This is a genomic window from Halobacteriovorax sp. GFR8, from assembly GCF_050955245.1.
Classification (GTDB): Bacteria; Bdellovibrionota; Bacteriovoracia; order Bacteriovoracales; family Bacteriovoracaceae; genus Halobacteriovorax_A.
This window is the reverse complement of sequence record NZ_JBPBLR010000002.1, coordinates 1,040,317-1,060,529: the sequence shown is the minus strand read 5'-3', so window position 1 is coordinate 1,060,529 and position 20,213 is coordinate 1,040,317. Positions and strand designations below refer to the sequence as shown.

Annotated in this window: 20 protein-coding genes; 6 read left to right on the top strand and 14 right to left on the bottom strand. The window is 38.4% G+C overall.

What is annotated here, in order from left to right:
* Window positions 1-88: 88 nt before the first annotated feature.
* From ACRXC1_RS05670 to sucC, 6 genes are all read right to left on the bottom strand, one after another.
* Window positions 89-562: a CarD family transcriptional regulator gene (locus ACRXC1_RS05670; RefSeq protein ID WP_392907574.1), complete on the bottom strand. Its 474-nt coding sequence runs from the start codon at window positions 560-562 to the stop codon at window positions 89-91.
* Between the two features lie 124 nt (window positions 563-686).
* Window positions 687-2,072 (bottom strand): sensor histidine kinase, encoded by a 1,386-nt coding sequence (locus tag ACRXC1_RS05665; RefSeq protein WP_433657189.1) that lies wholly within the window; start codon window positions 2,070-2,072, stop codon window positions 687-689.
* Entirely contained in the window at window positions 2,065-2,547 is a 483-nt protein-coding gene (locus tag ACRXC1_RS05660) for a hypothetical protein (protein ID WP_433657187.1), read from the bottom strand. The genes ACRXC1_RS05665 and ACRXC1_RS05660 overlap by 8 nt, the downstream gene beginning before the upstream one ends.
* Before the next feature lie 99 nt (window positions 2,548-2,646).
* Window positions 2,647-3,075, bottom strand: a complete 429-nt coding sequence (gene ndk / locus ACRXC1_RS05655; protein WP_392908600.1) for a nucleoside-diphosphate kinase — start codon at window positions 3,073-3,075, stop codon at window positions 2,647-2,649.
* 42 nt (window positions 3,076-3,117) lie between these two features.
* Complete coding sequence (sucD, locus tag ACRXC1_RS05650) at window positions 3,118-3,993, bottom strand: succinate--CoA ligase subunit alpha (protein ID WP_021266725.1); 876 nt, start codon at window positions 3,991-3,993, stop codon at window positions 3,118-3,120.
* Window positions 3,993-5,165: an ADP-forming succinate--CoA ligase subunit beta gene (sucC, locus tag ACRXC1_RS05645; RefSeq protein ID WP_392856207.1), complete on the bottom strand. Its 1,173-nt coding sequence runs from the start codon at window positions 5,163-5,165 to the stop codon at window positions 3,993-3,995. Before sucC ends, sucD begins: the two co-directional genes overlap by 1 nt.
* A 205-nt stretch (window positions 5,166-5,370) precedes the next feature.
* Between sucC and ACRXC1_RS05640 the strand changes: the two genes are divergently transcribed.
* Window positions 5,371-6,213, top strand: coding sequence for an MBL fold metallo-hydrolase (locus ACRXC1_RS05640; RefSeq protein ID WP_433657184.1), 843 nt, complete (start codon window positions 5,371-5,373; stop codon window positions 6,211-6,213).
* Window positions 6,214-6,215: 2 nt separating this feature from the next.
* Here ACRXC1_RS05640 and ACRXC1_RS05635 read toward each other — a convergent pair whose 3' ends face one another.
* A complete protein-coding gene (locus tag ACRXC1_RS05635; protein WP_433657182.1) occupies window positions 6,216-7,589 on the bottom strand; it encodes a DUF4339 domain-containing protein in 1,374 nt (457 codons plus the stop codon).
* 23 nt (window positions 7,590-7,612) lie between these two features.
* Here ACRXC1_RS05635 and ACRXC1_RS05630 point away from each other — a divergent pair, with 23 nt between their 5' ends.
* On the top strand, window positions 7,613-8,488 hold the full coding sequence (locus ACRXC1_RS05630; RefSeq protein WP_433657180.1) for an arginase family protein: 876 nt from the start codon (window positions 7,613-7,615) through the stop codon (window positions 8,486-8,488).
* On the opposite strand, the gene ACRXC1_RS05625 is transcribed toward ACRXC1_RS05630, so the two are convergent.
* The 5 genes from ACRXC1_RS05625 to ACRXC1_RS05605 form a co-directional block, all read right to left on the bottom strand.
* Entirely contained in the window at window positions 8,480-8,911 is a 432-nt protein-coding gene (locus ACRXC1_RS05625) for a hypothetical protein (RefSeq protein ID WP_433657178.1), read from the bottom strand. The two genes, ACRXC1_RS05630 and ACRXC1_RS05625, sit on opposite strands and share 9 nt — an antisense overlap.
* Window positions 8,911-10,200, bottom strand: a complete 1,290-nt coding sequence (locus ACRXC1_RS05620) for a hypothetical protein (RefSeq protein WP_433657176.1) — start codon at window positions 10,198-10,200, stop codon at window positions 8,911-8,913. The genes ACRXC1_RS05625 and ACRXC1_RS05620 overlap by 1 nt, the downstream gene beginning before the upstream one ends.
* A 109-nt stretch (window positions 10,201-10,309) precedes the next feature.
* Complete coding sequence (locus tag ACRXC1_RS05615; protein WP_433657174.1) at window positions 10,310-11,623, bottom strand: cytochrome-c peroxidase; 1,314 nt, start codon at window positions 11,621-11,623, stop codon at window positions 10,310-10,312.
* Window positions 11,624-11,641: 18 nt separating this feature from the next.
* Window positions 11,642-13,381: a DUF885 domain-containing protein gene (locus ACRXC1_RS05610; RefSeq protein WP_433657172.1), complete on the bottom strand. Its 1,740-nt coding sequence runs from the start codon at window positions 13,379-13,381 to the stop codon at window positions 11,642-11,644.
* Window positions 13,382-13,844: 463 nt separating this feature from the next.
* Window positions 13,845-14,090: a hypothetical protein gene (locus ACRXC1_RS05605; RefSeq protein WP_021266900.1), complete on the bottom strand. Its 246-nt coding sequence runs from the start codon at window positions 14,088-14,090 to the stop codon at window positions 13,845-13,847.
* Between the two features lie 34 nt (window positions 14,091-14,124).
* On the opposite strand from ACRXC1_RS05605, the gene ACRXC1_RS05600 reads away from it, so the two are divergent.
* The 3 genes from ACRXC1_RS05600 to ACRXC1_RS05590 all read left to right on the top strand — a co-directional run bounded on the left by ACRXC1_RS05600 (window position 14,125) and on the right by ACRXC1_RS05590 (window position 16,564).
* Window positions 14,125-14,667, top strand: a complete 543-nt coding sequence (locus ACRXC1_RS05600; protein WP_433657170.1) for a YceI family protein — start codon at window positions 14,125-14,127, stop codon at window positions 14,665-14,667.
* Between the two features lie 133 nt (window positions 14,668-14,800).
* Entirely contained in the window at window positions 14,801-15,625 is an 825-nt protein-coding gene (locus ACRXC1_RS05595; protein ID WP_392907550.1) for a hypothetical protein, read from the top strand.
* A 468-nt stretch (window positions 15,626-16,093) separates the two neighbouring features.
* Complete coding sequence (locus tag ACRXC1_RS05590; RefSeq protein ID WP_433657168.1) at window positions 16,094-16,564, top strand: hypothetical protein; 471 nt, start codon at window positions 16,094-16,096, stop codon at window positions 16,562-16,564.
* A 293-nt stretch (window positions 16,565-16,857) separates the two neighbouring features.
* Here the strand turns inward: ACRXC1_RS05590 and ffh are convergent, their stop codons facing one another.
* Window positions 16,858-18,303: a signal recognition particle protein gene (gene ffh, locus ACRXC1_RS05585; protein ID WP_433657166.1), complete on the bottom strand. Its 1,446-nt coding sequence runs from the start codon at window positions 18,301-18,303 to the stop codon at window positions 16,858-16,860.
* Between the two features lie 11 nt (window positions 18,304-18,314).
* Complete coding sequence (locus ACRXC1_RS05580) at window positions 18,315-18,983, bottom strand: HAD family hydrolase (protein WP_392907544.1); 669 nt, start codon at window positions 18,981-18,983, stop codon at window positions 18,315-18,317.
* A 64-nt stretch (window positions 18,984-19,047) separates the two neighbouring features.
* Here ACRXC1_RS05580 and ACRXC1_RS05575 point away from each other — a divergent pair, with 64 nt between their 5' ends.
* Complete coding sequence (locus tag ACRXC1_RS05575; RefSeq protein ID WP_392907542.1) at window positions 19,048-20,133, top strand: tRNA dihydrouridine synthase; 1,086 nt, start codon at window positions 19,048-19,050, stop codon at window positions 20,131-20,133.
* The last annotated feature ends 80 nt before the right edge of the window (window positions 20,134-20,213 follow it).

The window sequence follows — 20,213 nt, the reverse complement described above, 5'->3', positions numbered from 1 at the left end:
AAGCGTTTGCAAGTTACCCCACAAACGCTTATTTCACACACACAACACAAGAGAATAAGTTCAAAAGAACCTTGAACTTATAAAGCTATTAATTAAAACAGCTCTCAATTTGATTTTTTACTTCTACTTTCTCTGCCCCGTTCTTGATTGAAATCTCTTGAACAATTAAATCTCTACACTGCTCAAGCATTTTCTTTTCACCAAACGAAAGATTTTTCTTATTCTTTAATAAGAATAGTGATCTAAGGACATCAGCAATCTCTAAAAGTGAACCTGTCTTCACTTTTTCCATATAGTCTCTGTAGCGACGGTTCCAAGTTGAATTATCAACTGTTACATCGTGATCATTAAGAAGCTCATAAACTTCATTGATCTCTTTTTCGTCGACGAGTACTCTAATTCCATCTTTGGAATTTGTAGGAACCATAACAGTCATTCCATTTGCTACAACTTTGATGATGTAGAATGAAAGGTTATGTCCTCCCACCTCGCGATCTTCGATGTCCACAATTTGTCCCACACCGTGGCCAGGGCAAACTGCGTAATCTCCAATGTTAAACATTTCTACCTCCATGGGTATTTTCTCTCCCATTGAATATACTACGACGCAGCATCAGTCTCAATGAGCCTTGTAAGATTTACATATGATCTTTGATTTTTAGACAGTTCGTTGTAGAGAGCAAGTCCTATGATTTCAATGACTTATATTTAGAAGAGTTACGATAGAGTGGCAGCATTATTTCAAATGTCGTATTCTTCTCTTCATTGAGGTACTTGATATGGCCATTCATGGACTCAATAATTTGCGTGCTAAGGGCCAAACCAATCCCCATTCCGGCTTCAGGCTTGGTTGTATACATGTAAGCAAAGAGTTTCTTTTGATCCTTGAGCTCAATCCCTTTTCCAGTATCAATGATATGAATGATCAGCTGATTGTCACTATTAGATTCGTAGCGAATGGTAATTCGCCCCTTCTCCATCTCTTCAATTGCGTCAACAGAATTAGAAACAAAATTTGTTAGAACCTGAAGGATTTGAACTTCCTTTCCCCAAATCTGACAACCATCGCAGTCACCTTCAATATTTAAAGCAATATTATTTGCGCTACATTTATGAATAACCAGCTCTTGAAGCTGATCAAAAAGACGATCAACATCAATAGGACTATTATTGAGATGATTGGAGTTTTTAGAAAGAAGTTTGATCCCTTTAATAATTTGATCAATACGTTGTGCCTGATTCTTAATCATATTAAAGCGCTTCTTCTCTTCCTCATCGACTGTATTCTTTTCTAATCTCTTCACACTCCACAAAAGCACAGTTAGCGGATTATTGATTTCATGTGCAACGTTGGCCGCAAATTCACCAAGATTTGCTAGACGATAATTATTAACTAGCTCAACATTCTTTTCTTCAAGCCTTTCATCGCTTCGAATCTTTAACACAAGAATGACGAGAAAACCGATAAGACATATAGTAAGCCCAGATAAAGATGCAACATAGACGGCACGCTTAAAGTCAAAAGAGCTAGTGATATCACCGTAAACATAAGCAGAGATCTGCCAGAATTCACTTTCTAATTCTAAGTTTAAATCACTTAATCTCTCCAAGATCACAATCGACTTAGTGATTTCCTTAAAGTCACTCTCCTGAAACTCATAACCTTCAATACTTTCGGCCCTCGTTAGAACCCCTTCAATAATATTACGAGCAGATGTGAGTATTTTATTTGCGACTTTTAAGTAGTCTTGGAAAGACTTCGTTTCAAACTCATCTAAGATGAAGGCTTCACTCTTAAGGGCACTAATTTGTCCAAAACTTGCATCAATTCTTAAATAGGCATCTTCTAGATTATCTATTGTTGGCGTTTCTTTAAACTTAATGAGTTTTTTATGAGTATCGTGGATGGCATAGGCCACATGAAAATAAAGCCTAGCAACAACTCTTGAGTTAAAGAGTCTGTGTTCTTCCTTGTCAAAGATTCGAAGACCTGCTCCGAATCCAGCTGAAAGCATAAGAACAAGGATAATTAGAAAGCTGTAGAATAAGTGCTTATTAGAAAGCTTACTCATAGACAAATTCGATCTCATTTATCATCCAGATCCAATCAGCTCCTTCTTCAGTGATCTTATCTTTGGCAATTATACCAAGATCCTTTCTGATGATTCTCATTGGCCCTAACTCTGAATTTTTCAACCATTGGCCATCTTGCTTATACATAATATAAGTCGTTTTTGAACGCTCTACGTTCCTTTGGATATGTACCTTATATAGATTAATGGCCTTAAGCCTCACAGAAGTAGCAGCAGGAGCAAAGTAAACAAAGAGGCTTTCGAGAGAAAATGCCGTGACTTTTACTTTCTTATGCTGCTGATATGGATCGAAAAAATCAAACTCAACACTCGGTATCTTCGTAAAATAATCTACCTTAACAATCTTATCTTCTTTATGAAGTGTTTGATTGAATATTTTAATTTTTTGCCTCGGTACTTTATTAGCAAAAGTACTTAGACTAAAAAGTGTAGCGATAAATATCAACGTTCTCATCAATAATTTTTATCACAATTCATACAATATGAACAAGTATAAAAAAGGCCCTGTCATAAACAGGGCCTTCTCTTATTATGCTTTTAAATTAAAAGATAATTAGAAACGTGAAACGATTTCATCTTTTTCGAAGAAATAAGCAAGTTCTCTTTCTGCAGAAGCTAGAGAGTCTGAACCGTGAACAGCGTTTTCACCGATTGACTTAGCGTATAGCTTTCTTAGAGTGTTTTCAGCAGCTTCAGCTGGGTTAGTTGCACCCATGATTTCTCTATTTCTTTCAACTGCGTTTTCACCTTCTAGGCACATAAGTACAACTGGCGCAGAAGTCATGAAAGCAACAAGTTCACCAAAGAATGGTCTATCTTTGTGCTCGATATAGAAACCTTCAGCTTTCTCTTTTGAAAGGTGAGTAAGTTTAAGTGCAGCGATTCTTAGTCCTTCTTCTTCGAATCTCTTAATGATGTTACCGATGTTGTTATCAAGTAGCGCGTTTGGCTTAATGATACTAAAAGTTCTTTCCATACTAATCTCCTATAAATTATCTTGCGGAAAAATTCCTTAATTTTTTAATTAAAGGTTCTTTAAAACCTTCTCCATTGTCTCACCAAGCTCAGCTGGAGAACGTGATACTGTAACACCACATTCTTCAAGAATTCTAAACTTAGCTTCTGCAGTATCATCTCCACCAGAGATAATTGCACCTGCGTGCCCCATTCTCTTACCTGGAGGCGCTGAAGCACCTGCGATGAATGAAACAACTGGCTTACTCATGTTCTTTTGAATCCAACGACCTGCATCTGTTTCAGCAGAACCACCGATTTCACCGATCATGATAACTGCATCTGTATCTGGATCTTTTTCGAAAAGCTCTAGTACGTCGATGAAGTTAGTTCCGTTTACCGGGTCACCACCGATACCAACACAAGTTGATTGCCCGATATCTCTTTGAGTTAACTGATAAACAGCTTCGTAAGTAAGAGTTCCTGAACGAGAGATAACACCTACACGACCTGGCATGTGGATGTGACCTGGCATAATTCCGATCTTACACTCACCTGGAGTGATAACACCTGGACAGTTAGGACCAATTAGTCTTGATTTTGAACCTTTAAGAGCTGCTTTAACCTTAACCATATCAAGGATAGGAATCCCTTCTGTAATAGCAATGATAAGTGGCATTTCTGCATCAATTGCTTCAAGAATAGAGTCAGCTGCAAACGGAGGTGGAACCATAATCATGGCCGCATTCGCTTCCGTCTTATTCATAGCTTCTTTAATTGTATTGAAAACAGGGAAACCTTCGTGAACTGTTCCACCTTTACCTGGAGTTACACCACCAACAAAGTTAGTACCGTAGTCTCTTGATTGTAGTGAGTGGAAAGTACCTTGCTTACCTGTAAAACCAACAGTGATTAGTTTTGTATCACGATTAATAAGAATGGCCATTACGCCTCCCCTTTTGCTGCTTCAACTGCTTTCTTAGCAGCATCAGCTAGATCTTCTGCAGCGATAATTGCAAGATCTGATTCATTTAATATTTTCTTACCTAGAGCAACGTTTGTTCCTTCTAGACGTACTACTAATGGAACTGTTAATTCTAGTTCTTTTGCAGCTGCAACAACACCTTCAGCGATAATGTCACATTTCATGATTCCACCAAAGATATTAACTAGAATTGCTTTAACGTTCTCATCTTGAAGAATTAGAGAGAATGCTTTTTGAACAGTTTCTTTTGTTGCTGATCCACCAACATCAAGGAAGTTAGCTGGCTCACCACCGTGAAGCTTAATGATGTCCATTGTACCCATTGCAAGACCTGCACCGTTTACTAGACAACCAATATTTCCATCAAGCTCAATATAAGCTGCACCAAATTCACTTGCTGCTAGCTCTTTTTCACTTTCTTCAGTTGGATCTCTTAGTTCTTGAACTTCAGGATGTCTGAAAAGAGCGTTTGAATCGAAGTTTAACTTTGCATCAAGTGCTAAGATATCACCTTGCTTAGTTTTCACTAGTGGGTTGATCTCTGCAATTGAACAATCGTACTTCATGTATAGATCATAAAGACCCTTAAAGAAGATTGAAGCTTCTTTCACTTCTTCTTTTGTCTTAAGACCAATTCCGTATGCAAGCTTTCTAGCAACAAATGGAGTAAATCCAGCTGCAGGATCGATTGCTACCTTAATAATTTTCTCTGGAGTTTTGTGAGCAACTTCTTCAATTTCAACTCCACCTTCTTCAGAGGCCATCATTGTAACTTTACCAGTTGCACGGTCTAGAACAACACCAGCATAGTACTCGTGCTCGATGTCACAACCTTCTTCGATGAAAAGTGTGTGTACTTTCTTTCCTTCTGGACCAGTTTGGTGAGTAACAAGAGTCTTACCTAGAATATCGTCAGCGTGTAAGCGAACTTCTTCGATTGACTTTGCAAGCTTAACACCACCTGCTTTACCACGCCCACCTGCGTGAATTTGAGCTTTAACAACCCAAATATTTCCACCTAATTTTTCTGCCGCAGCAACTGCTTCATCAACAGTCTTCGCAACTTCACCTCTAAGAACCTTCAGGCCCATATCTCTCATTAAACCCTTGGCCTGGTACTCATGTACGTTCATTAAAACTCCTAAGTTTTTTGTCTATGAAATATTCATGATTTTACTGGCTTATAATAGAGGGCAAGACCATATCTTTCTAGGTGAGTCGTGTCATTTTCCCCAAGTTTTTTGTGCATTAAATGATTAAGATTTAGAACAAAAGAGTTATCCACAATATAACGCTCACAGTCTTGAAGCTATTTCCAAACTTTCGCACAATTAAGGCATGGAAAACATACTGATTAGCCCTGGTAAATTTAGATTAGACGGTGGTGCCATGTTTGGCATTATTCCAAAACCATTATGGAATAAGGTTCATCCTGCGGATGATTACAATCGCATTGACCTTGATCTGCGACTTTGGATTATTAAAGATCAAGATCGCATCATTATAACTGATACTGGAATTGGTGATTACCACGGTGAAAAGTTTGATCAACAATTTGATGTTCGCCAAGAACATTCACCTCTCGTTAAGGCCCTTGCAGACAAGGGAATTAACTGTTCTGACGTGACAGACCTTGTGATCTCCCACCTTCACTTCGACCACGTTGGAGGAATGGTATATAAAGATGAAAATGGTGAATTTGCACCAGTCTTTCCTAATGCCACAATTCACCTTCATAAGGATCACTGGGAATATGCACTTAACCCAACATTAAGAGATAGTGGTTCATTCCATACTCAATATTTTAAAGAAACAATTGAGAAATTTGATAAGGCCGGACGTGTTCATTGGCTGACGGGTAAAGAAGGTGAAATTTTAAAATTAAGTGATGATAGCCTTCGTTTTAAGTGTTCTTATGGCCACACTCCTCACCTTATTCATCCATACACGAAGGACTATATTTACCTTGCAGATTTAATCCCGACTTCAAATCATATTCACGTACCTTGGGTTATGGGCTATGACATAGCACCTGGGCAGACGACAGTTGATAAGATTGAGTTTCTAAAGATGATTGTGGAGAAAGATCTTCGCGTAATCTTTGAACATGACCCAAAATATGCCAGTGCAAAGATTACGCAAAATGAGCGCGGCAAGTATATTCCAATCGAATTAGAATAGATTTAAAGCAGCTCTTTGATTTGTTTTTGAACTTCGTTCTTTGAAGCCTGAAAGTTCACGCGATCCTTATCCATGAATCTTCTTAGATAAAGACGCTTCTTCTTATTAAGCATGCCATAACGAGAGAGCTTTTCAGTTAGCTTTACACTCCAAGCACTAATATCCTTACCAAGTGCATGAACCTCATTTTCAAGCTTTCTTTCATCATCCGATAACTTTGTATTATTGAGGTCATAATTTGATAAAACGATACTCTGTAAAAGAGGTGCAATATTCTTAGCGTAGCGCTGTTTAAATTCCTTATGAGCAAGCCAGCCACTTTGTTGACTTAGAGAGAGTCGGTAGTGAATCGACATTGAAGAAATAATGGCCTCAAGTGTTCTAAGCTTTTCATTAATAGCGGCAATATTCTTTTTAGAAGCGAGTGTTTTCTTCTTCTCAACTTTAGTAATTTTCTCAATATACTTTTCGCGAGTTTCAGGAACAAGAAAGACCTTCTTTTCTAAGACTTCACGATTTGAACCACTTCCCAATTTACTTTTAATATTATCTAACAAGCCTAAGTAATCATAAATAAATGTGACTGCGTATGCGCCGGGAATGAAGTTTTGACCTTCTTCTAGTATTAGGTCCTTAAACTCAATAATTCCACCCTCACCGATATTGTGGGCCTTAACAAGAACGTCACCACGGTGAAATTCATCAGGCTTTCGATGTAAGATTAACTCGACACTCACTCTCTTTTGGAAAGGAAGCTTGATATAAAGAGTCGACATATCCTTATTCACAATTAAGTGAACATCATTAGGACTAACAGGCTTTTTAAATTCGTTTAATGCGCTGATTGAGATATTTTTTAACTCGACCTCTTTTACCTTAGGTCCAGCGGCCATGTAAAAGCTTACAACGACCACAACAGCAATAATAAAACTTGCTACTACAGTTAAGTAAATTGGGAATTTACTAGGCATCTGTGCCTCTAATTCGACTTCAGTATCGTTGATATCAAATGAAGAAACTGACTTGAGATTGTCCTGATCATACTCCTGATCGAGTTCTTCACTTAACTCTTCCTCTAAAGCAGGCGGAATGTCGTCTTCATTGAAGTCATCATTGTCGCCAAAAGACTTTGCTTCGTGAATAGGAATTTCAGGAAGATCATGATCCTCATCTAATACCTTAGACTCATAATATGACTGGGCCTCATTGCGGGCAACTTGAATGACAGCAAAGACAGGCTTCCAATTCGCGGCCCCCTTGCGCCAACAAAGTTGATAGGATTTAATTAGACCTTTATCATAAAAGTCGATAATATCTTGAGCGTTGAATGGTCCCTTGTTTTTACCGGACTGATTAATATACCAATTTTTTTGCATAGTTATACTTTAAAGGAAGTTACATGGGCTGGAAAGAAATAGATGACAATCTTAACAAAAGAAAATCACAATCCATTGCCACTCGCTTCAAATTTGATGACTTTAAGACACAGCAAGCGCTTCTTTTAAGTGAGAATGATCTTGGAGTTGTTAGAAATGGTGGACGTCGTGGAGCTTCCCATGGACCAAAAGTCATTCTTTCGCAGCTTAAAAAATTTGCCGATCATAATAATTTGCAAGAGCTTGGTATCATCAGCGTCGCAAACCAAGAACAATTAGACTTTGATAAGATGCAGGCCCAGTCAATTGAGACAATAAAAAAAGTCACGGCCAAGAAGATTGTTCATCTCGGCGGTGGCCATGATCATGTATACCCACTGGCCATGGGAACCCAACTAAAGAATCCACTTCTCATTAATATTGATGCTCACCTCGATACAAGAAGTGATGATGTCTACCATTCTGGAACTCCCTTTCGCCAGGTGGCCAAGCAAAAAGATGTAAAGATTCTCCAAATTGGTATTCATCAATATGCCAACGTTCCTCAAAATTATGAGGGCATGAAGATGGATATTATTGATACAAAGAAGCTAAAAGAACTATCACACACTTTTAGTGATATTAGTTTTATGGACAATATCTATAAAAGTCACGATGGAGATATCCTCTTTAGTATTGATGCTGATGCTATTGCAGCAGCAGATATGCAAGCAGTAAGCGCAGTTAACCACGACGGTATTCCTCTTGAGTTTTTAAGAAAGTTAGTTTCACAATACAAAGAGTACACTACTGATAAAAAACAAATCTTGGGAATTTACGAATACAATCCGTTATTTGATGAGTTATCGGCAAAGGACGCACGCGCCCTCGCCTCACTCATTTATGATTTTTTAATTTGATCTTAATTCGATTGTTTTATTCAAGTCTGTTTGCACATCATTGATTTTAATAAACTTGTCTGAGATATCCCATTTTGGGTTATCGACCTTCTTAGAACCCTCTTGCGCTTTATAGGCCCAAGGGTAATCCCCGATAAATTGTTTTTTCTTTTTATCAAAGATAACAGCATAGTAAATATCGATTAACTGAAAAGTACCAGCAGACCCTGAGTAATAGACAATAAGTTCATAATTTTCACCTACTGGTTTTGTCTCAGTGACTTTACTCTTACCTGTTCGTTTTGTGATCTTGGCCTTAAGTGTTTTTGAGTCTTTCTTTTTAAGCCAAAAGTCACCTTTGATATTAACAATAGACCAATCATTCACACCGGCGAATGCAATTGCTTGAAATAAAAATGTAGAAATTAATAATAGCTTTTTCATTATGACCTAAATGGCTTTTTTACCGTCCAATGCCAATCGTCGCCATCAACGATCTTTCCATCAGTATCAATCGGTTTATAAAAAATATGGCGTTGTCTTTTCCAACTCTTTGCAATCTTCTTGCGATCGCTTGCATTGTTTTCATTATACATCGGGTTTGGTTGTCTTAGAAGCTCTCCATCAACCTTAACATTTAATTCCCAATTATCTTGATTTGCTCTGAAGTTATCTCCCCAAGCATCATTTGTCGGAAGCATCCAGTTTGCATGGTAATGATAAACATGATCAACATCTGGCTTAGGCTTAAAATCTGCCGTTCCAAACTTCATATAAGCATCAATGGCCGTATCAAACTCTTGATTACGCCCAGGTAACATCATCTGTCTCCAGTTATCTTCATTATGATTGTACATTGAGAATTGCCAAGGATCTAAAGCAATATCAAGAGCTCTTGTATCACCTTTCTTACCTGCTCGCGTAGCATCTTCATTTGAGTTACGAACACGGTTATCAATAACCTTCATAATCATCATCATTTCTTCTGGGTGTCTTTCCCCGCCATTTATATCGCGAACAAGAATCCCCGCTTCACCTTGAGCTGTAAAAACCATCGCTGCAAAATGCTGTTCTTCTGGCCTTAGGTACTTATAAAGATTCTTAAATATTTGCCCACGATTCGTAAGAGTCCCTTGGCGCGTAATAGAGTTTTGAATACTCTTCATACACTGGGCAAGCTTAGATTTTGACTCACTATCTTCTGCTGATAATGAACCGCGGTTCTCAAGAACTTCACAACCAGCTTTCCACGTTTGATTATTTGTAATGATATTTTCAGGTTCTTCAAAAATCTCACTTACATAAACAGGGCGTGGCCTAGGTCTCTGGCTTGTTGATACAGTATTATCCCCACACGGCTCAACAGGAGGGTTTCCGACTTCTCCAACCATACGGTTTAGGCGGATATAATTATAGGCCGTTGCCATATCAAGGGCCTCTTTAAGATATCTCTTTGTTACGTGATAAGTTTTTTCGTGCTCGATGCCATCAACTTCAATCTTAATTCTATAGGCCCAATTATTTTGGCCAACAATACGAACCTTAATGCTCTTATCGCTTCCCCTTTTTGGAGCGTCAATACGGTGGGAATAGCCTGTTTCGGTATCTAGAACATCAAATGAACGAACAACATCAAATTGAATATCTGTAATTTCCTCATAAGTAGGATCTGTTGTACCTGCATATATACCTGAAATTGCAAGGATACTTAAAAACAACACCAATTTCTTCATCAACTTCCCCATAAGTTTAACGCGACAATAGTTATTGTAACACGTTGCGAGAATATTGGTGAAATATGGGCGAAATCTGCTTGTTTATACAAATTTCGCTACCAACTATTTAAGGCACTATTTTATCGAGGTCTTTTTCGTCAGTTAATCCATACTTTAAAAAGTAGACTAAATCGCTTTTTTGAGAATTATTAAGGCGAATAAGATGATCTTTAAGGATCGTATCTGCGGCGTTTTTCTTCTTAAAGTTCATATAGTTATTAGTTTCAACAAATAACTTACGTCCAAAATTTTTCAAGAATGTATTCTCCACCCAAGAACTATCATAAGTATCAATAGACTTTATTCCATTATTATAATGATCCACTACCTCTTCTAATGTCCCATATGCACCTGCGTGAAAGTATGGGCCAGTAAGAGCGATATTTCTTAGAGGTGGTACTCTAAACTGATAACGATCAAAGTCACGTTTAGTTATATTAAATCGACCTTCATCATTCTTTCTAGGGTCGTTCTTACCTGGACCAACCTGAGGAGAGGCAACAGAGAAGAACCCGCGTCCACCTAGGAGATCACCAGAGTGACATGAAAAACAACTACCATTTTCAAAAAAGATCACAGCTCCACGCTTTGCCTTTTGATTAAGGGCCATACGCTCACCTCTTAGGTACTTATCCCAACCAGTGTTATATGCAGCAAACTCATGTGTTTCAAAATGGGCCACGGCCTGTCCGAAGTGACCAATATTAAGCTCGGCCTTTGGAGTTTTAGGAAATGCTTCTTTAAAGAGCTTCTGATACTTTGGCATGGCCAATAGCCTCTTCATCACAATATCCCAGACTGCTTCTTCATTTGTAGCATTTGCAATATCATTACTCCCCTTAACACCTCTCATTTCCTCATGAGAAGTAATAGGAAATAGTGCTTGTGCGGCAAGTGCACTACCTAGGTTTTCAGTAATATCCCAACGTTCAGGATAGTCTCCATTTAGGGCCTTAACAGGAGTTGTGTAGACATCCCAATCTTTACGATAGTGAACTCTTCCATCCCAAAAAAGAAATTCGATATTCTTGTCACCAAGATTATAAAGAGGCTGAGAATTTCGAGGGATCGCATGTCCACTACCAATTAAGCGCTCACCAGCTTGCCACTTTCCACCTTCACCAATTCCAACAGGAAGCTTGTCACCACTTCCAAACTCTGGCCTATGGCAGTCAGCACAGCTAATATTTCGATTTCCAGAAATCTCCTTCTCATGAAAGAGTTCTTGTCCCAATTTAAAGATTTGAGGATTCTTGCCCTTAGGTTTTTCAACGGCCTTTAATCTAAAGTCACTAATATAGCGTTTTAGTTTGATATCAAGTTGGTCGGCCTGGGCCGCAAAAGCACCCAGAGCCATTGTGAGGATAAATAATGTTTTCATTTTGTGTGTGTCACCTTTTTATTTACATGCCTTAAACTTATCTTTAAATAAAAGAATCATATCGTGTGGCATGAGTCCAAATGATAAAAGAGTGTCATTAAAGCACTTAAGCTTAATTCTTCCGTAATCCTTTTCAATTGAAGCCTTAAGTCCTCTAATCTTTTTTAGTCCGTGGTAGTAAGCTGTTGCTTGCCCCGGAGATCGATATGCATAACGCTGAAACTCAAGCATTGACATCTCTTTTGAAACACCAAGCTTATTATGAAAAACCTCAACGACATCTTCAGCACTCGCCATTCCAAGTTGCACACTTGGATCAAGAAAGTAGCGAGCAATACGCCAAAGTCTCATTTCAAGGCCTGCAAACTTCTCTTCTAAAGTTAGATAATCATAAACAAGATCTTCCGCATATAATGCCCATCCCTCTACATTCACAGAATTCATTGCATAACGTGCCCGAATTAAAGAAGTCTTCTCTTCAAGCATACGACTAAATTGAAGATCGTGACCAGGTCTCCCCTCATGGGCAGTTAAAACTGTGGCGGCACTTTCATAAGAGAAGTCATCAAAAGGAAGGCTTCCTGTTGAAGAAGTTGGAACAACAAACTCAGGTTTAATACTTCCATCATTTCCAATTAAAGGAGGAGGATTTAAGTGAGGAACCGGTTGTGCTCTGGACTCCGCATCTCCGGCCATACGAATCACAAGCTTTTGTTTTGGTAGAGTTACTAAATGATTCTCAGTTATAATTTTTGAAAGCCTTCCAGCGGCATTCTCATAAAGCGTCTGAACATCCTCTAGTTTAGTTACTTGATTCTTCTTTAGGAAAGTAATAACAGAGAGAGGATCATCTTTTTTTAGATTATTTTTCTTAGCGATTAGAGAAGCTAATTTTTGATATTCTTTATAAAGTTCATCAAAATCTCTCTTACCAATTTTAATTAATTCATCCGCACTAATATCAATACCAGCATCACTTAGGGCAACTTGATATAATTCCTTTGGAAGATTTGGGTTTTGACGTGCATGAGGAAGAATCTCTTTTCTTATAAATGCGTCATACTCAAGAACTTGTTTTTGAAATAATTCATATTCCTTCTTCCAATCAGTACGGCCACTTGACTCAAGCAGTTGTTTTACTCCTGCAACATAGGCCGGAGAATTTTCTAGGTTCTTTGTAACTTCCCCTATAAATGGATAAACTTTATCTTTATAAAGAGCAAGATATCGCTTCTCTTCACTAAGCATCCCCATAACATAAGACTTCTTACCTTCTTCAGACATGTAGTATTTAAATCGATCAACTGCAGCTTCTTTTCGTTGCTTTGGCGATTGAGGATTAATTAGACTAAAAAGTGACTGATAAATTGATTCAGAAACATTAGAAGCACCGATAACACCAAGACGTCTTGAAGTATCAACTCGATTCTTCATTCTCTTAATAACTCCAAGAAGAATTTCATAATCAACTTTAAGATTTCCTAATTCAGTCTCAATTTCAAGCTGTTCTATCTTCTTAATCCAGTTAATAAATAACTTGTCATAAGCTTCGTCTAGTTCCTTACGAGGATTACTTCCAAGCTTGTCATATTGCTCATATCCAAAAGATGAACCTATTTCAGGATTTAGATCAGAAAGAGCAAATGTAAACTCTTCGGCCAATTTGTCTGAGGCCACTCTCCAGTCTTTTTCTTTTTGTGAAAAGCATGAAGAAATAACTAATAAAGACAGAAAGATTAAGTGTTTAAATTTATGCATATTGACCCTTGGAGAATTATTTAGATCAGAAAAGTTTAATTGCTGATTAATGGAGTGTCTAGGTTTGGTATTGGGTTTGCTGGTTTATTGGTTTACTGAAGTTGCTAACTTCACTTCGAGAAGTGTTGTGGTTGGGTGGCATTTCAATGAATAGTTGATTTGATTTGCTAAGACCGTACCCGAAGGCTCCCTTCGTGGTCGCCTCTGGGTTGTATTGCATCATTTGCTCCTGCAAATGCTGCAAACAAAAAAAGCCGGATCAGGGATCCGGCTTCTTAAAGAGAGACATTTTTGACGGAGTGAAAAAATCCTTTCTTCTGCTCCAACACACACACGTTTATATATAAGCAAGGCCCGTGCCAACTTTTGCATACCTCTGACGCGTCGAAAAGTTCCTGAAATTATATAAGGAAGAAAAATGACAGTGTCATATTCATGACTGACACACATAGTCTTTGTGTTATTAAATTGACTTCACTGATTTTAGAAAGCGAGAAAGTTTCATCATGCCGATGTCACAAGCTTCCGTTTCATCCTCTGCGTTAAAAACTTGATCCACATGTTTGAAAATTTTCTTTGTCTCTTTATAGACGATTGCAATATCAGCATTGAAACCACGAGATGTTTTATTAACTTCAATCTGACCAATTAGATTGTCATTATTTTGTAAAGTTACATAAAAATCTTTCGGATAATCATTTTGTTTCATATACTTGATTTATCTAATTCAAAGGAGAAAGACAATGAAATTTATTATTGCTGGGCTCCTCTTTTCTAGTATGACATTTGCAAATTGTTACGAAGTAAGTAATGCGAATACGAAGATAAAGTGGGAAGCCTACAAGACAGCTAAAAAAGTTGGCGTTAAAGGTGAATTTAAGAAATTCGACATTAAGGCAACTAAGAAACAAGGTAAAATTGAAGAACTTATTAAAGGTGCACGTTTTACTATCGACGTAAACTCTGTACACACAAAAGATAAGTCTCGTGATGCTAAGATTGAAAAATTCTTCTTTCAAGACATGAAGATTTCTGGTGTTGTAAATAAAGTAGATAGCAACTACCTATATGTTGATATGACTTTAGCAGGAAAAACTGTGAAGGTTCCAATGAAGTATGACATTGAAGATGGTGAACTAGAAGCAGAGGGAACAATTGATGTTCTTGACTTTGCTCTAGGGAAAAATCTTTCGGCCATTAATAAGGCATGTCTAGCTCTACACGAAGGAAAAACTTGGAACGTTGTTCAGGTTGAAATCGAATCTAAGTTCTCAAAGTGTAAATAATATACTCGATTGTGGGCAGGTTACGTGAACCCTCACTAACTTTGCCCGCATCTTTTTGTGATTAATTCAATTAACTATCATACTCCCTCTAAGTTCAGGGTCGAACCCTATTTAAGTAAGCTTGGAGGCATATTTGAAAAAGATAGCAACACTATTACTTTCATTAGTAATTAACCTTACCTATGCACAGGTAAATGAAATTTCAATTGAAGAAGCTTCTTTTCTTGATTCCCTATCAAAGAATTTTAAATTTCTTTATTTAAATTCAACTTATACAGAGATGAATGCAAAGAATAGAGACGGCTTCACAATGGATCACCTTTTCTACTTTCGTTACAACTTAACTAAGAATCAAAATATTCGTTGGGTTCCTGTATACACTCAATCAATAGGCCAAGAAGGAAAGAAAACTCTTCAAGGTGAGTACGCTTACTCTTCATTAAGATGGTATGTAAACAACATCCTTACTGAAGATAAGCATGGTATTAATTTAAACTTTCAAAATAGAAATTATATTTTTGATGGCGAAGATCGTAACAGCGGTTACGACTCTTATCACAGGGCCTACTTCCTCTCATCGAAAACAGTTGCGGATGGAAAGCTAACACTAGAAGCAAATACTTACTTGCAGGTTTATAACAAGAACGGAAGGAATCCTAATGCAAACACATGGCGTACAATGTTTGGAACTTTTGCTTTTTACAACTTTAATGACAACTGGTCTCTTGGCTTTGGTGGCGAGTGGTATACTGACCACAGAGACGGTGAAAGAAAATCAGGAGACGATCGATTCGTAGCATGGCTTCCTTATTTAAGATATGCCAAGGGTGATGGCTTTGTTGAACTTTATGCAACATATACTGCTGCCCAATCTGGAGATAATGACCACGCTCTTATCATTGATGACTTTCATAAACGTGGAACATTAACTCTCGATATCGGTTATTACTTTTTCTAAATCTTAACAGAATCTCAACTTTGCAAGTGGAGAGGATCTTGCTATTTTCATTGAGAACACAAGAACAATATCCTCTCCACTTAATTACATATGCATAGAGTAATCAGGTTTAGAGAACACACTCGCGGCAAGACCCCTGAAACTTGCCGCGATTCCACTCCTACTTTTTTCTTTTCAATCAATCAATTAATTGTTACAACAAATAAAATTTACAAATATCTGTAGGGGGATATTAGTCATTATACAAGAACGCTTGCTTCTAGTGTTTCTTAATATCTTCCCCTCAGTTATTAAAAATATCTCATAGAGCTCAGGTACGCGAGCCTGCCTCTATTTCTCTAAGTATCTGGCGTGGCACTTGTGCCACGTCTTTTCTTAAAAACAATGTTCAAATCTTAACAGAAACCAAACTTTTCTTTTGAGTCGCAGATTGGTACTTAACCAGCATAAACAAACTTGGAGATTATTATGAAACTTGTTATCGCATTATTTGTTACACTTTCAGCTTTTGCTAACACTTACCAACTTTCAAACACAGTTGCTTCAGAAGCTAGCTATGACTACAAAGTCCTAGAAACAATCACACTTACAGATGTTGAGCACTTAAACTCTGACATCTACGCAAGAACTGTTACTTTTAGAGCAGTACTTAATGGTGAACTAAAGTCATTCACAGGAAAGATCGTAGAGCGTGAAGTTGTTGGTTCAGATTACCTATACAAGGTTCAAGGATCTCTAGATAGAGACGTTGTTGCTAACGGTTACCATTGTGACGAATTTGAAGCATTCAACTATGTTTTCGATGGTGAGCTTGAAGTTAACTTTGAAGCAAGATACAGAGAAGTAAAAATCACAAAAGTTTCATTACTTAGAGAGTACAGCTACGATATCTGTCACGACAGAAAAGAGTCAACGCTTACTCCATACATCCTAAAATAATTCAATACTTCTAAGCGACACTTCGGTGTCGCTTTTTTTTTGCGGTGGACGAAGTCCTAGCAGCGACGAGCGCAGCTCAAGCAAAGGCGATGGGCGCAGCCCTAGCAGCGACGAGCGCAGCTCAAGCAAAGGCGATGGGCGCAGCCCGAGCCACCGGCGAAGCCGTAAAACAAATTTTGAAATGATATTTAATTCTTTAAGGCTTGCTTCGGATGCTAGCGTAAGACGAGGGAAGGCGTAGTTTGCTACGCCGACCGAAGTCAGGCGCAGCAGACGGAGTGAGACCTAAAGAATTAAAAGAAGCCACCGCCCCATGGGCCGCCCTTCTTGCGAGGCTTTTTCTTCTTTCCACCACCAAGCCCAGGGAAATTAGGCATTCCGCCTCCCCCCATTCCTGGCATACCAGGCATCCCCGGCATTCCTCCACCTTTCATCATTTGAGAAAGGCCACCCATCATCTGCTCCATCTGCTTAAACTTAGCAATGAAGTCACGAACCTGTGCTTCAGTATTTCCAGAACCACGAGCGATACGCTTGATGTGAGAATCTTTCATGATCTTATAATTATCACGCTCTTTTTTTGTCATCGAGTTGATGATAACGCGCATTCTTTTCATTTCATTTTCAGCAGGTGTTAAGTCACCTACTTGCTTGAGCATTCCACCCATACCTGGAATCATTTTCATGATTGATGCCATTGAACCTAGGTTCTTCATCATATCCATTTGTTTCATGAAATCGTTAACAGAGAATTTTCCTTTCTCTAAACGCTTCATCATACCTTCAGCATCATCTTTATCAATTGCGGCTTCCGCTTTTTCAACAAGAGTTAGAACATCTCCCATATCAAGGATTCGTCCAGCAAGACGATCTGGGTGAAAGAGTTCAAGGTCTTTCATCTTCTCACCTGTTGAAATGAACTTGATTGGAACGCCAGTTACGTGCTTAATCGATAGAGCGGCACCACCTCGAGCATCAGAGTCCATTTTTGAAAGAACAACACCTGTAAGCCCTACAGCTTCATGAAAGCTCTTAGCAACGTTTACGGCCTCTTGACCAGTCATTGCATCTGCCACCATTAGTACTTCAGGATTTAGTCCTTCTAAGCTTTGGCGAACTTCTTTGATTTGTCCCATTAGTTCTTCATCAACGTGAAGGCGTCCGGCCGTATCAATGATAACGATTTCTTTACCATGCTCTTTTGCATAGGCCATGGCATCTGCAGCGATATCTTTAGGGTGCTTACCAAGATCTGAGTCGAACCAGTCCATATTCATTGACTTAGCAAGAGTGATTAACTGGTCCTTGGCTGCAGGTCTGAAAGTATCGGCTGGAACAAGAAGAACATTTTTCTTTTCTTTCTTTGTTAGGAAAAGAGAAAGCTTTCCAGAGAAAGTTGTCTTACCTTGACCATTTAGACCAACAACAAGAATTGGAGTAATACCGCCTTCAACATAGTTAAGTTCAGTATTCTTATCACCCATTGTCTTAGCAAGTTCATCGTGAACGATCTTAATGAATTGCTCTTCAGGGTTAACACCTTTGATAACTTTTTCACCAAGAGCTTCTTCTTTAACGTTGTTGATGAAATTCTTTACAACCTTAAAGTTAACATCAGCTTCTAGGAGTGCAGTCTTTACAAGTTTTAGAGTATCTTCAATATTGCTTTCAGTAATCTTTCCCTTACCCGAGATATTCTTAAACGCTTCTGAAAACTTATCACTTAAATTATCAAACATTCTTGTCGTCCTTATTTTATTTTATTCAAAATTATTTCTAAACATTCACTTGGGTGCGTGGCCCAGTAATCAGCAGTATGATCGCCAAAACCATCTTTCGTTATTCCGCTTTCCCAAAGAGCGCCAATTGATTCAACACCAAAGCCTCTTGCCCCTTGCGTATCTGTGTAACTATCACCAATCATCACAATCTTATTCTTTGGCATATCTTCAAGCATCTCACTTAGCCCCTGCGGATGTGGCTTAGGAGTCGTATCATCAAGACAGCGAAGTTCCAAGAAGTGCTGAAGCACATTTTGGTCATCTAAGATTCTAAGAGTTGATCTACGATCACGTGCCGTCCAAACATAGAGTTGGAATTCATGATCGAGTAGATCTAAGATTAGTTTCTTCATACCATCAAAGAGTTTGTAATTATTGCTCTGCTTTGCCGTCACTTCTTTCCAAGTCGTCATAAGCTTATTTCGTTGTAGCTCAGAGTTGACTGGATCAAGGCCAAATTGATTTGCGGTATAAACGAGATCAGGTCCATATTTTGAACGGGCCTCATCAATCGACACCTCACGATTTAAAATAATCGTCATCATCTCGGCCACGGCACAAATAACGGCCTCTTTAGATGAAACTAAAGTTCCGTCACAATCAAAAACAATATATCCTCTTGGATTCTCAAAAAACATTAGTAATTATTTCCAAATTATTGAAATATGTTGACCTAATTCTAGCTACTTGCTAAATAAACGCATGGCCAATAATCGCACTTTTTCACCATCTCTTCAAGCTAAGATTGACACTCTAATGGCACGTCGCCCAAAGGTCAAACTTGGTAATATTTCATTTGATTCACCACTTCTACTTGCTCCCATGAGTAGTATTTGCACGGCCCCATATCGTTTATTGATGGAAGAGCTAGGCTGCGGTGGAACAGTAAGTGAGCTCGTAAGTTGTCATGGGATCAATTACAAGAATGAAAAAACCACTAAAATGCTTGAGATTCACCCACGTGAGAAGAATATTGGACTTCAACTTTTTGGTGAAGATGGTTCGGCAATGGCCGAAGCTGCAAAAGTGGCCGAGGAAAGAGAGCCTAAATTTATCGACATCAATATGGGTTGCCCTGTTCGTAAAGTTGTGACTAAGGGTGGTGGTTCCGCTCTTCTAAAAGATACATCAAAGCTTGGGAAATTCTTTAATCAAATGAAGAATGCTATTGAAGTTCCACTTACAATCAAAATCAGAACTGGTTGGGATGAGAATTCAATTAACGCCCAAGAGGTTATTCATATTGCCAAAGAAGAAGGTGTTGAATTCGTTGCTATTCACGGTAGAACAAGAACTCAGGCCTATAAAGGATTAGCAAATTGGGATCTCTTAGAGAGTATTGCAGAAACTTCTCCCCTACCAATTATTGGAAACGGAGACCTTCACTCTGCACCTCTGACAAAGCAGCGCCTTATGGCAACTCGTTGCCAGGCCCTAATGCTAGGACGTGGCCCCCTTAGAAATCCTTTTATTTTCCTAGAGAGCTTCTTAAATGAAGATGATGACATCTCATTTACTCCAAGTGACTACCTTGAAGTTATTGAAAGATTTCGTGACTATATGGAAGAGTACACAGATCGTGAAAGAACTGTTCTTATCACACTTAGAAAGAATATCGTTTGGATGGCCGCAGGTTTTCCAAATGTAACTCACTTTAGAAATGTGATGTTTCAAACACCTGATATCGAAGAGACGATGAAGGTAACTCGTGAATATTTCGATGCCATAAAAAATGATCACAAGAAATTGGATCTAACTCAGGCCTTCATGGCCGGTGGACACGGCTAAGACTCCGAAATCACTTCTCATACTAAAGTTTTCCACTTGAAATGTCGAAGAGGCATAAGTGGAGATAGTGTAAATTACTT